This is a genomic window from Pseudomonas sp. NPDC087336, assembly GCF_044744285.1.
Taxonomy (GTDB): Bacteria; Pseudomonadota; Gammaproteobacteria; order Pseudomonadales; family Pseudomonadaceae; genus Aquipseudomonas.
Genome location: NZ_JBIUYA010000026.1, coordinates 37,931 through 50,529, shown reverse-complemented (window position 1 = coordinate 50,529; position 12,599 = coordinate 37,931). Strand labels below are relative to the sequence as shown.

The following is a 12,599-nucleotide window of genomic DNA, read 5'->3' as shown; positions in this document are numbered from 1 at the left end:
TTCGCGTCAAACACAAATCCTGTAGGAGCTGGCTTGCCAGCGATGGGGCCGGCACAAGCGACGAATAGCTGCGACACGCTGCCGCAGGTCAACTCATAGCCAACATCCATTGGCGTATACTCGCCGCGCCCTTTTAGCCTCGCCCGCGCGGAGATGTTCAATGGATCCTGCAGTTTTCGAAGAGTGGATGATGACCGCCCTGGTCAGCATCCTGATCATTTTCATGGGTTTCATCGTCTGGGATCTGGCGAAAAAATCCAAGGCCGGACGCTTCGGCTCGTTCATTCTGTTCTTCGTGCTGGGCCTAGGCGTCGCTGCATTTGTGATCAAAAGCGTGGTCATCGGCTTGATCGAATCCGGCACCTTATAAACGCGCCGGCACTTCCTTCCACTGGCCCTGCTCGAGTCCCTCGATCGACCAGTCACCGATCCTGACCCGCACCAACCGCAACGTCGGCAGCCCGACCGCCGCCGTCATGCGCCGCACCTGCCGATTGCGGCCTTCGCGGATCACCAACTCCAGCCAATGGGTTGGCACACTTTTGCGAAAGCGTACCGGCGGATTGCGCGGCCACAACTGCGGTTCATCCAGTTGCCGCGCCTCGGCAGGCAGGGTCATGCCATCGTTCAATTCGACACCGTCACGCAAGCGCTGCAACTGATCGGCGCTCGGCTCGCCTTCGACCTGCACCCAGTAGGTCTTGGCCAGTTTGTGTTTCGGGTCGGCGATGCGCGCCTGGAGCTGCCCATCGTTGGTCAGCAGCAGCAGGCCTTCGCTGTCGCGGTCCAGCCGTCCTGCGGGGTAGATCCCCGGCACATCGATGTAGTCCTTGAGGGTCGCGCGCCCTTCTGCGTCGCTGAATTGCGTCAGCACATCGAAAGGTTTGTTGAACAGGATCAGCTTGGGCGCAGCGGGTGGCGCCTTGGCGACACGGCGCGGGGCTGCGGGGGATGGCTTTGCGCCAGGGCGGCGGGAAACAGGACGTTGTGGACGGGACATGGTGAAGGAACATCTAACGGTCAGGGCTGCTAATGCTAGTAGCCCGACCGCTAAATGACCATCGCCAAATCAGCGGAACGGCGGCTCGTCGAAGCTGCGCAGTTTGCGCGAGTGCAACGAGTTGAGCTCGGTGCGCAACAGATCCACGGCTTCGATACCGATTTTCAAGTGCTGGCTGACCGCGCGCTCATAGAAGGCGTTGGCTGAACCTGGCAACTTGATCTCGCTGTGCAGGGGTTTGTCCGACACGCAGAGCAGCGTGCCGTAAGGCACTCGCAAGCGATAACCCTGGGCCGCAATCGTGCCGCTTTCCATGTCCACAGCCACGGCGCGGGACAGGTTGATCAGCGGCCGCTCCTGGGCCCAGCGCAGCTCCCAGTTACGGTCATCGTAAGTCAGTACGGTGCCGGTGCGCAGGCGCTTTTTCAGCTCGTCGCCCTTCTCGCCGGTGATGTTGGCCGCCGCCTGCTGAAGCGCAAGCTGCACTTCGGCCAGGGCCGGAATCGGAATGTTCGGCGGCACCACCCGGTCGAGAATCCCGTCACGGCGCATGTAGGCGTGGGCCAGCACGTAGTCGCCAATGGTCTGCGACTGGCGCAAACCGCCGCAGTGGCCGATCATCAGCCAGCAATGCGGACGCAGGACCGCCAGGTGGTCGGTGATGTTCTTGGCGTTGGACGGACCGACGCCGATATTGACCAGGGTCACGCCGTGACCATCGGTGGCGATCAGGTGATACGCCGGCATCTGGTAGCGATGCCAGACCACACCCGCAGCAATCGCCGAGGCTTCGCCATGATCCATGCTCTTTTCGATGATCACATTGCCCGGCAGCACCATGCGCACGAAGCGCGGGTCTTTGCGCAGTTGCTCCAGGCCATGGACGATGAACTGGTCGACGTAACGGTGATAGTTGGTCAGCAGGATCCATGGCTGCACATGCCGCCAGTCGCTGCCGGTGTAATGCACCAGACGGCGCAGGGAGAAATCCACCCGGGCGGCATCGAACAGCGCCAAGGGCAGCGGGTCGGTGTTTTCCCAATCGTACAAGCCGTCGGCAATGCCGTCGGTCGCCGCCGATAGGTCGGTGCTCGGGAACACCCGCGCCAGCACGGCGGCGGTGACACCGGAGCCGGCCAACTCATCGCCCTGCTCGACCACGTATGGATAAGGAATGTTCTGCTGGCTGACACCGACCTCTACGGTCACGGTGAAGTCGTGCATCAACGGCACGAGTTGCTCCAGCAGGTATTTACGGAAGGCGGCGGGATGAGTGACGGTGACGCTGTAGGTGCCCGGCAACTGGACCTTGGCGTAGGCGCGCGTGGTCTGCGGGACTTCGCCCTGGCAGTGGTAGGTCAGACGCAGTTCGGGATAACGAAACATCGCCCGTTGTTCGGCGTCCGGCTCGACACGATCCTTGAGATAACGCTTGAGCGCCTGGCTCAGCGCGGTGGTTGCACGATTGTGCAAGAGCGCAAGCCGGTCTACAGCTTGCTCGGCGGTTTGAACGACAATAAAAGCTTCGGTCACGATCAGCATCCTGTGTTCTGACTTGCAGGCCTTCATCTTGCCTGTATCGTCGCTTCACGGGAACAGCGAAAGAAGATCGCAGCCTTCGGCAGCTCCTACATGGGTTCATTGTTTCACCTGTAGGAGCTGCCGAAGGCTGCGATTTTTTACAATCTCAGAATCCTTGTGGGGTGGACCTAGCGACTATCGCCTCCACATCCACCCCCCGCGGCAACGCACCGTACACCCGACCGCCACCACTGAGCCGACTGGCGATAAACCCGTCACTCACCGCCGCATTCCCTGCCTCCAGCAACAGCTTCGCCTGTAACCCCAGGGCGATGTCTTCGGTCAACTGCCGGGCACGGTATTGAATGTCGTCGGTATCCTTGAAGGCCGCCTGCAATTGGTTGATGTGCGCGGTCAGGCGTTTGTCGCCATGACCATCGCCTAACTCGTTGAACAACGCATCGAGCACACCCGGTTCCTTGGACAGGGCGCGCAGCACATCGAGGCATTGCACGTTGCCGGAGCCTTCCCAAGTCGAGTTCACCGGTGCCTCGCGGTACAGGCGCGGCAGGATGCTGTCTTCCACGTACCCCGCTCCGCCCATGCATTCGGCGGCTTCGTTGATCATGGCCGGCGCGCGTTTGCAGATCCAGTACTTGCCCACCGCCGTCACCAGACGGGCGAATTTGGCTTCCTGTGAGTCGTCCAGATGATCGAGCGCCCGGCCCATGCGCAGGCTCAAGGCCAGGGCGGCTTCGCTTTCCAGCGCCAGGTCCGCCAGCACGTTCTGCATCAAGGGCTGTTCGCTGAGCAACTTGCCGCCAACCTGGCGGTGGGCACAGTGATGGCTGGCCTGGGTCAGTGCCTGGCGCATCAACGAACTTGAGCCGACCATGCAATCGAAACGGGTCATGGCGACCATCTCGATGATCGTCGGCACACCGCGCCCTTCCTCTCCGACCATCCACGCCAGGGCACCGCGAAACTCCACTTCGCTGGAGGCGTTGGAACAGTTGCCAAGTTTGTTTTTCAGCCGCTGGATATAGAACTGATTGCGCGTGTCGTCCGGGCGATGGCGCGGCAGCAGGAAACAGGTCAGCCCCTTGTCCGTCTGAGCCAGCGTCAGGAAGGCATCGCACATGGGCGCCGAACAGAACCACTTGTGCCCCACCAGTTCGTACGCCTGGCCAGGGCCGCTGGCCCCCACCGGATAAGCCTTGGTGGTGTTGGCGCGGACATCGGTGCCACCCTGCTTCTCGGTCATGGCCATGCCGATGGTGACGCCGGCCTTGTGGGCCATGCCGACATTGCGCGGGTCATATTCTGTGGACAGGATCTTCGGCAGCCATTGGTCCGCCAGGTCCGGTTGCAGGCGCATTGCCGGGACGCTGGCGAAGGTCATGGTCAACGGGCAACCGCTGCCGGCTTCGGCCTGGCTATGCAGGTAGGTCATGGCGGCGCGGGCGACATGCGCGCCGGACTGCGGGTGCGCCCAGGGCAACGAGGTCAGGCCATGCTCGATCGCCGCGCGCATCAGCTCATGATAAGCCGGGTGAAATTCCACCAGGTCGATGCGATGCCCATAGCGGTCATGACTGCTGAACACCGGCTTGTTCTGATTGGCCAGGAACCCCGCCGCCATCAGCGGTCCGCCGGCGAGAGCGCCGTATGCATCGATCCGCGATTCGGCCCAACCGCCCCCGAAACGCCGCGCCCACTCCTGCAGCGGCAAGTCGATGCGATATAGGTTGGCGCCGTCCAGCGAGGGTGGCTGGTTGGTGACTTCGTGGGTTTCGGCGAACTGATGCAGGTTCATGACAGGGCTCCTTTGCTCAGCCAAGGGACTTCAGTTAAGCACCGCCCTCTGGCCGATCAAAGTGTCATACCTGCCTAACTGTCGGCGCTTTCGCCCTGCTCGGAACACAGCACTCGACGATAAAGCGCGACCTGCAAGTCCTCGAATTTCACCGGTTTGCTCAAATGGTCAATCATCGCGCCGCTCGGGCAACACTCCAGTTCAGTGCCCTGGGCGATCATGAACACCGGCACTTGCGCGCAACCGGGCAACGCCCGGATCTGGCAGCACACGGAAACGCCGTCCAGGGCCTGCAACTGACAATCGACCAGCACCGCATCGAAGGTTTCTCGCTGTAAAAAATCGAGCGCGGCCTGGCCGCTGTCGGCCGAGCGCACGCGGAACCCGAGCTTGAGCAACATGCCGCGCATCAACAACTGATTGACGTTGTTGTCATCCACCAGCAATACGCTGCAATCCTGAGCCAGGCGCAGCCGTGGCAATTCCTGCGTCGCGAGCGGCGTGGCAGCACGCTGCGGTGCCGCAATGTCAAACTCGACATCAAGCTGGAAGCGGCTGCCACGCCCGGGCTCGGAGCGGTGTGTCAGGCGCCCGCCGAGCAGTTCCACCAGTTGCCGGCAGATTGCCAGGCCGACACCCAGGCCGCCGTACTCGCGCGTCATCGAACCGTCGAGCTGGAAGAAGCGCTGATACATCGTCGCCTCCCCAAGGTCGGTGAAACCGATACCGGTGTCGATCACCGCAAAGGATAACGCCAGTCGCTCGGGGTTGACCGTTTTCCCGGTGACCCGCAGCGCCAGTCCGCCGACCCGGGTGAACTTGATGGCGTTATCCAGCAGGCACTCCAGGCATTGCGCCAACTTGGCGCTGTCGCCGTGCAAACGATCCGGTACACCCGGTGCCACGTCGACCTTGAAGTCCAGCGACTTGCTCGCCGCATTGCCGTAGAACTGGGCACGCAATGCCTCCACCACGGTGCGCAAGCTGAAGGTGGCCGGGGAAGCCTTGAGCTTGCCTGCCTGCAGCTCAGTCAGGGTGAGAATGCCATTGACCATGCGCATCATGTCCCGCGCCGATCCCGCGGCCGTTTGCTGATACTGCTCCAGCTCAGGATCCATCTCGACGGTCTGCATCAGTTCCAGCGAACCGATCACACCATTCATGGGCGTGCGCAATTCGTGGGTCAGGGTGGCAAGAAATTCGTCCTTGAGTTTGTTGCTGCGTGCCAGTTGCTGGTTAAGTGCCTCAAGCTTTTGCCCGGCGTCGAGCAGGGTTTGCGCCTGCTGTTCGCGCATGGCGTTGATGCGGTCGGCCAGGGCCATGGACAGCAGCGCCACTTCGATGGCCGAGCCAATCTGGCTGGAGTACATGGTCAGGAACACATTCGGCAGGTAGCCCAGCACCATCAATGTATTGATGATGCCGCCGAGCAGAAACGCCGACCAGGCAATGATGAAATAGCGCGCGACCCGCAACCCGCGCAGCCAGGCAAAAATTCCCGCGGCAAAGATCACCACCGTGAAGGTCAGTGCCAGGGTCGTTGCCAGGCGCAAGGCCAGGGCATAGCTGGTCATCAGCGACAACCCGACCACCAGCGCGCTGAAAGCCACCAACGCCATCAGCAAGCGGTCCATCCAGCGGCTGAGGGTGGCGGTCTGCAGGAAGCTGCGGGCGAACTGGCTACCGAACAATCCTGCACAACCGATGAAAAAGGGCGTCGAGGCGTTGGTCCACCAGGGATTATCCGGCCAGAAGTACTGCACGGCAGCGCCGTTCACCGACAGCTGATACAAACCGAACGAGGCGATGTAGAAGATGTAGTAGAGATAGCTTGTATCGCGCACGCTGAGGTAGATGAACAGGTTGTAGACCAGCATCCCCAGCAATACACCGTAGATCAGCCCCAACACATAGAGGCGCACCGGTTGGTCTTCGAGATACGCAGTACTGGACCACAACGTAACCGGCGCCTGGATCGACCCCTGGCTTTGCAGTCGCAGGTACAGGGTTTGCTCTTGGCCAGGGGTAAAATTGAGCGAGAACAGGTAGTTGTTCTGGCGGATTTCGCGACTGGCGAACGGCAAGGCGTCGCCGGTTTGCCTGGCCAATTGATAGTTGCCGCTCGCATCAGGCAGATACAGATCCAGGTGATCAAGCGGTGGGTAAGCCAACTCCAGCAGCCAGGTCTGTTGCGCAGCCGGGTTTGAGGGGCGGTAATGCAGATCGATTTTCAGCCAGAACACCGAGCGCGAATAACCGGCGTTGAGGGTGGCTTTGTCATGCGCCTTGAAGTTGCCAGCCGCCGCCTGCGCGCGAACATCCGCGACGGTCGCCTGACCGCCCACGTCTTCAAACACTTGCAGGGCTCGCCCGAGGGGAAGGCTTTGGGTGAGTTCATTGAACTCAACGGCGTTCGCCAAGAGGGGCAAACACAACACAAACATCAGCAAATAGCGCATTTATGCCCCAGCGTGGCCTGTCCGGTCCTGTCAGGAAGCCCCCCCATTCCTTTTGAGCAGACGTAAAACCGGTGATACGTGTTATTGGTTTGGATCCACTCTAGCATAGCCGTTGATGGCTAATGAGCACTACCGAAATTTTTCCAGCAAAGGCTCTAGCACGGGCGTTCCAGCGAAAATTATTGAGCTAGAGCTGTTTGCCGGACTGAAAAGTTCAAAAGATCACCGCCTTCGGGCATTCTTTTGCCTGTCGCGCAGCGGGATTCGAAAAAAGATGTTTGGTGGTAAGCTCGCGCACCATGAATATCTACAGCTCTCGCCCCGTTGTCCTCTGTCTCTCCGGCCACGACCCAAGTGGTGGCGCCGGCTTGCAGGCAGATATCGAAGCCTTGCTCGCTCAGGGTTGCCATGCGGCTCCGGCCGTCACCGCCCTGACCGTGCAAGACACCGTCAATGTCACTGCTTTTCGCGTGCTCGACCGTGAGTGGGTGCTGGCCCAGGCCAATGCCGTGCTCAACGATTCCGAAGTCGCGGCGGTCAAGCTCGGCATGCTCGGCTCCCTGGAAATGGTCGACACCGTGGTCGAATTGCTTTCGGCGCACCCGCACTTGCCGGTGGTCTGCGACCCGGTGCTGCGCGCCGGCGGTGGCGGTCGCCTGGGCAAGGACGAAGTCGGCTACGCCATGCGCGAACGCCTGCTGCCGCTCTCGATCATCGCCACCCCCAACCTTCCCGAAGCCCGTATCCTCGCCGAACTGCCTGAAGGCACCGCGGACGAGTGCGCTGAAAAACTCCTGCCGTTCGTCAAACACCTGCTGATCACCGGCGGCCATGGCGACGAAACCGAAATCCACAACCGCCTGTACAGCCGCGACGGCTTGCGCGAAACCTACACCTGTCAACGCCTGCCCGGCAGCTATCACGGCTCTGGCTGCACCCTGGCCAGTGCGCTTGCCGGTCGTCTGGCCCAAGGTGAAAACCTCGCCAGCGCCGTACAGACTGCACTTAACTACACGTGGCGCACCCTGCGCGATGCGGAGCAGTTGGGCAAAGGCCAGTTCGTGCCACGCCGCCTGCCACTGGACTTCTGTTCGTAACTCTCTATTAGCACTGCGGTGAGGCTTGCTTGATGAAACTACGTGGCCTGTACGCCATTACCGACAGTCAGTTGCTGGCCGGTAAATTTCTTTCGTACGTGGAGGCGGCGCTGGAAGGCGGCGTCACCCTGCTGCAGTACCGCGACAAGAGCAGCGATGAGGCCCGCCGCCTGCGTGAAGCCGAAGCCTTGCGCGACCTGTGCGAACGCTACAAGACCCGCTTGATCATCAATGACGATGCCGAACTGGCTGCACGCCTGAATGTTGGCGTGCATCTTGGACAGACCGACGGTCCGCTGACCCCGGCCCGGGCGTTACTGGGATCCAAGGCCGTCATCGGCTCGACGTGCCATGCGCAACTCGCACTCGCCGAACAGGCTGCCAAAGAAGGCGCCAGTTATGTCGCCTTCGGTCGCTTCTTCAACTCCAGCACCAAGCCTGGAGCCCCGACCTGCAGTCTCGAATTGCTCGATCAGGCTCGTAAGCAACTGCACCTGCCGATCTGCGCCATTGGCGGCATCACCCTCGACAACGCCGCCCCTCTAGTGGCCCACGGGGTCGATCTGCTCGCCGTGGTGCATGGCCTGTTTGGCGCCCAGAGCACGGCTGAAGTGACCCGCCGCGCCCGCGCATTCAACGAATTACTGAAAATCTGATTTGAGAGCCCGATCATGTCTCGTTCCGAAACCCTATTTGCCAATGCCCAGAAACACATCCCCGGTGGCGTGAACTCGCCAGTCCGTGCATTCAAGAGCGTTGGCGGCACGCCGTTGTTCTTCAAGCATGCCGAAGGCGCCTACGTCACCGACGAAGACGACAAGCGCTATGTAGATTACGTCGGCTCCTGGGGCCCGATGATCCTCGGCCACAGCCACCCGGACGTCCTGGACGCGGTACGCAAGCAGCTTGAACACGGCTTGTCCTACGGTGCGCCGACCGAGATGGAAACCCAGATGGCAGATCTGGTCTGCTCGCTGGTGCCGTCGATGGAAATGGTGCGCATGGTCAGCTCCGGCACCGAAGCGACCATGAGCGCTATTCGCCTGGCCCGTGGCTTCACCGGTCGCGACAGCATCATCAAGTTCGAAGGCTGCTACCACGGCCACTCCGACAGCCTGTTGGTCAAGGCCGGATCCGGCGCCCTGACCCAAGGCGTGCCGAGCTCGGCAGGTGTACCGGCGGCGTTCGCCAAACACACGCTGACCCTGCCGTTCAACGACATTGATGCGGTTGAGGCCATGCTTGCCGAAGTCGGACAGGACGTGGCGTGCATCATCGTCGAACCGGTCGCCGGCAACATGAACTGCGTGCCGCCGGCCCCAGGCTTCCTCGAAGGCCTGCGGACCCTGTGCGACAAGCACGGCGTGGTGCTGATTTTTGACGAGGTGATGACCGGTTTCCGTGTTGCCCTCGGCGGTGCCCAGGCTCACTACGGCGTGACACCGGACCTGACCACCTTCGGCAAGATCATTGGCGGCGGCATGCCGGTGGGCTGCTTCGGCGGCAAGCGCGAAATCATGTCGTGCATCGCCCCGCTGGGTCCGGTTTACCAGGCCGGTACATTGTCGGGTAACCCGCTGGCGATGGCGGCGGGCCTGACCACTTTGCGCCTGATCAGCCGTCCGGGCTTCCACGACGAGCTGACCGACTACACCACCCGCCTGCTCGACGGCTTGCAGGTGCGTGCCGATGCGGCAGGTATTCCGTTCGTGACCACCCAGGCCGGTGGCATGTTCGGCCTGTACTTCAGCGGCGCCGACGACATCGTGACCTTCGATGACGTAATGGCCAGCGACTCAGCCTTGTTCGGCCGCTTCTTCCACTTGATGCTTGAAGGTGGCGTATACCTGGCACCAAGCGCTTTCGAAGCCGGCTTTACCTCGATCGCCCACGGCGAAGCCGAACTGAAACTGACCCTGGATGCCGCCGAGCGCGCATTTGCTGCACTGAAGTAACGCCGTGCGCTGACGCTGGCCATTGCCGGCGTCAGCTTTCACCTTCTCCTGCCCTTTTTCCTGCTCATCTGCTAATAATCCTGCGCAAAGTGAGCGATATATTTCCCGCGCAGCAGAAAAACGAGTAAAGACTTTGTAAGGTTGGTCCTGCTTATTTCATAATGCGCGCTTATTGGATCCCCTCGATGGGTCCGCGCGCCCCTCAGAGGTAAGTCGATTCCCATGAACCGCACCGGCCGCGCCCTTTCACTGGGCTGCCTGTTGCTCCTTCAGCCCCTGCTCGCGCTCGCACAAGCAGGCGGTAACTCGTTGTTAATCCCAGCGATGGGTCGCTGCACCCTCAATACCCAGCCGCAAGACCTGGCCCAGGCACTGGCCGCCTGCCAGAAAGCGTCGGACGAAGGGGATGCCCAGGCGCAATACGAGTTGGGTGAGTTCTACTACGACGGCAATAACGCGCCACGCGACCTCAATAAAGCCCTGAACTACTTCGAAAAGGCCTCGCTGCAAGGTCACGCCCAGGCCCAATTCAAGCTCGGCACCATGTTCTTCCACGGCGAAGGCGTACCGGCCAATAATATTCAGGCGTATATCGTGCTGAAAATGGCGGCGGTCAACGGTGCGGAAGAAGCGCTGGATACCGCCGACGAAGTCGCCGAGAAAATGTCCCGCCAGGAACTGGAAGTCGCCACCCAGGTGCTGGGGCAAATCTTCCGTAAATACCTGATGGAATTGCAGAGCGCCGATGGGCGTACGCCGTTCGCGCCCTTGCCCTGAATTCTTTAGCGACCTTTCTGGCCCTTCGCTGCGATGCGGCGACCCGACAGGCCAGCTCCTATACCTTACTTCTCAGGCATCGGCACCGGAAACGGCATCACATTGCCGACCGTGCCGCGGGCTTCGCTGATTTTCGGTGTACCCAGGCGCTCGACCTCGTCGATGCGCACGATCGAATGCATTGGCACGAAACTGCGCACCACCCCTTCAAACTGGGCCTTGAGCTTCTCTTCGCTCGGGTCTACGACTACCTGTGTGCGCTCGCCAAAGACGAACTCTTCCACTTCCAGGAAGCCCCACAGATCGCTCTGATAGATCTGCTTGGCGTACATTTCGAACACCTGGCCCTGATTGAGGAAAATCACCTTGTAGATTGGAGCTTCACGTTTGGTCATGGCAGGCGAAACACATCGGGGGATAAAAATGAGGGCGCGAACTATAGCATAGCCGCCGGACGCGCAGCGGTAGGAACCTGAGTACATGTTCCCTATAATGCGCGGTTCTTTGAATCACGTGATGACTCTGTCCATGGCCAAGAAGCTTTACATCGAAACCCACGGTTGCCAGATGAACGAGTACGACAGCTCGCGCATGGTCGATCTGCTGGGCGAACACCAGGCCCTGGAAGTCACGGCGCGTGCTGAAGACGCCGACGTGATCTTGCTCAACACCTGCTCTATCCGCGAGCGCGCCCAGGACCGTGTCTATTCCCAGCTGGGCCGCTGGCGCGAACTGAAGCTGGCCAACCCGGACATGGTGATCGCCGTTGGCGGTTGCGTGGCCAGCCAGGAAGGCGCCGCCATCCGCGATCGCGCGCCCTATGTCGACGTGGTATTCGGCCCCCAGACCTTGCACCGCCTGCCGGAAATGATCGACGCCGCGCGCATCAGCAAGCTGCCGCAAGTCGACGTCTCGTTCCCCGAAATCGAAAAATTCGACCACCTGCCCGAGCCGCGTATCGACGGCCCGAGCGCCTACGTGTCGGTGATGGAAGGTTGCAGCAAATACTGCACGTTCTGCGTGGTGCCCTACACCCGCGGTGAAGAAGTCAGCCGCCCGTTCGACGACGTGATTGCCGAAATCATTCACCTGGCCGAACACGGCGTGCGCGAAGTGACGCTGCTGGGGCAGAACGTCAATGGCTATCGCGGTACGACCCACGACGGCCGCCTGGCGGATCTGGCCGAACTGATCCGTGTGGTCGCGGCGGTCGATGGCATCGACCGCATCCGCTACACCACCTCGCACCCGCTGGAATTTTCCGACAGCCTGATCCAGGCCCACGCCGAAGTGCCGGAGCTGGTGAAACACCTGCACCTGCCGGTGCAATCGGGCTCGGACCGCATCCTCGCGGCGATGAAACGCAACCACACGGCGCTGGAATATAAATCCAAACTGCGCAAGCTGCGCGCTGCCGTGCCGGGCATCTGCATCAGTTCGGACTTCATCGTCGGTTTCCCCGGCGAGACAGAGAAAGACTTCGAACAGACCATGAAGCTGATCCAGGACGTCGGTTTCGACTTCTCCTATTCGTTCGTCTACAGCCAGCGCCCGGGCACACCGGCCGCCGACCTGGCCGATGAGACCCCGGAAGAACTGAAAAAAGAGCGCCTGAACGCCCTGCAACATCGCCTGAACCAGCAGGGCTTCGAAATCAGCCGACAAATGGTCGGTTCGATTCAGCGGATTCTTGTAACCGATTATTCCAAGAAAGACCCCGGCGAGCTGCAAGGGCGAACCGAGAATAACCGTATCGTCAACTTCCGCTGCGACAATCCAACCCTGATCGGCCAGTTCGCGGATGTGCACATCGACGCCGCACAGCCACACTCGCTGCGGGGCTCGTTGATCCAGTAACACATTTCGGAAACACCGAGGACCCTGTGGGAGCTGGCTTGCCAGCGATGAGGCCATCAATCCCGACGGATATGTCGCCTGATGCACCGCTATCGCTGGCAAGCCAGCTCCCACAGT

The 12,599-nt window shown here is 61.0% G+C and carries 11 protein-coding genes; 6 read left to right on the top strand and 5 right to left on the bottom strand.

What is annotated here, in order from left to right; all coding sequences use genetic code 11:
* The first annotated feature begins 160 nt into the window (after positions 1 to 160).
* Entirely contained in the window at positions 161 to 370 is a 210-nt protein-coding gene (locus ACIO0C_RS23240; protein WP_401315516.1) for a DUF2788 domain-containing protein, read from the top strand.
* Here the strand turns inward: ACIO0C_RS23240 and ACIO0C_RS23235 are convergent.
* The 4 genes from ACIO0C_RS23235 to ACIO0C_RS23220 form a co-directional block, all read right to left on the bottom strand.
* A complete protein-coding gene (locus ACIO0C_RS23235; protein WP_401315515.1) occupies positions 365 to 1,000 on the bottom strand; it encodes a pseudouridine synthase in 636 nt (211 codons plus the stop codon). The two genes, ACIO0C_RS23240 and ACIO0C_RS23235, sit on opposite strands and share 6 nt — an antisense overlap.
* Positions 1,001 to 1,069: 69 nt before the next feature.
* Positions 1,070 to 2,569 (bottom strand): AMP nucleosidase, encoded by a 1,500-nt coding sequence (amn, locus tag ACIO0C_RS23230; RefSeq protein WP_020798730.1) that lies wholly within the window; start codon positions 2,567 to 2,569, stop codon positions 1,070 to 1,072.
* Positions 2,570 to 2,687: 118 nt separating this feature from the next.
* Positions 2,688 to 4,337 (bottom strand): acyl-CoA dehydrogenase family protein, encoded by a 1,650-nt coding sequence (locus ACIO0C_RS23225; protein ID WP_401315513.1) that lies wholly within the window; start codon positions 4,335 to 4,337, stop codon positions 2,688 to 2,690.
* A gap of 74 nt (positions 4,338 to 4,411) precedes the next feature.
* Positions 4,412 to 6,796 (bottom strand): 7TM diverse intracellular signaling domain-containing protein, encoded by a 2,385-nt coding sequence (locus ACIO0C_RS23220; protein WP_401315512.1) that lies wholly within the window; start codon positions 6,794 to 6,796, stop codon positions 4,412 to 4,414.
* A 299-nt stretch (positions 6,797 to 7,095) separates the two neighbouring features.
* Between ACIO0C_RS23220 and ACIO0C_RS23215 the strand changes: the two genes are divergently transcribed.
* From ACIO0C_RS23215 to ACIO0C_RS23200, 4 genes are all read left to right on the top strand, one after another.
* Positions 7,096 to 7,893, top strand: a complete 798-nt coding sequence (locus tag ACIO0C_RS23215; protein ID WP_401315510.1) for a hydroxymethylpyrimidine/phosphomethylpyrimidine kinase — start codon at positions 7,096 to 7,098, stop codon at positions 7,891 to 7,893.
* 32 nt (positions 7,894 to 7,925) lie between these two features.
* Positions 7,926 to 8,549, top strand: coding sequence for a thiamine phosphate synthase (gene thiE / locus ACIO0C_RS23210; RefSeq protein WP_401315508.1), 624 nt, complete (start codon positions 7,926 to 7,928; stop codon positions 8,547 to 8,549).
* A gap of 15 nt (positions 8,550 to 8,564) precedes the next feature.
* The gene (gene hemL / locus ACIO0C_RS23205; protein WP_401315507.1) at positions 8,565 to 9,848 is read left to right on the top strand and encodes a glutamate-1-semialdehyde 2,1-aminomutase; all 1,284 of its coding nucleotides are present in this window, start codon (positions 8,565 to 8,567) and stop codon (positions 9,846 to 9,848) included.
* A gap of 222 nt (positions 9,849 to 10,070) precedes the next feature.
* On the top strand, positions 10,071 to 10,625 hold the full coding sequence (locus tag ACIO0C_RS23200; protein ID WP_401315505.1) for a tetratricopeptide repeat protein: 555 nt from the start codon (positions 10,071 to 10,073) through the stop codon (positions 10,623 to 10,625).
* 65 nt (positions 10,626 to 10,690) lie between these two features.
* On the opposite strand, the gene ACIO0C_RS23195 is transcribed toward ACIO0C_RS23200, so the two are convergent.
* A complete protein-coding gene (locus tag ACIO0C_RS23195) occupies positions 10,691 to 11,020 on the bottom strand; it encodes a DUF1820 family protein (protein WP_008066015.1) in 330 nt (109 codons plus the stop codon).
* A gap of 133 nt (positions 11,021 to 11,153) precedes the next feature.
* Between ACIO0C_RS23195 and miaB the strand changes: the two genes are divergently transcribed.
* Complete coding sequence (miaB, locus tag ACIO0C_RS23190) at positions 11,154 to 12,482, top strand: tRNA (N6-isopentenyl adenosine(37)-C2)-methylthiotransferase MiaB (protein WP_032832166.1); 1,329 nt, start codon at positions 11,154 to 11,156, stop codon at positions 12,480 to 12,482.
* Positions 12,483 to 12,599 lie beyond the last annotated feature (117 nt).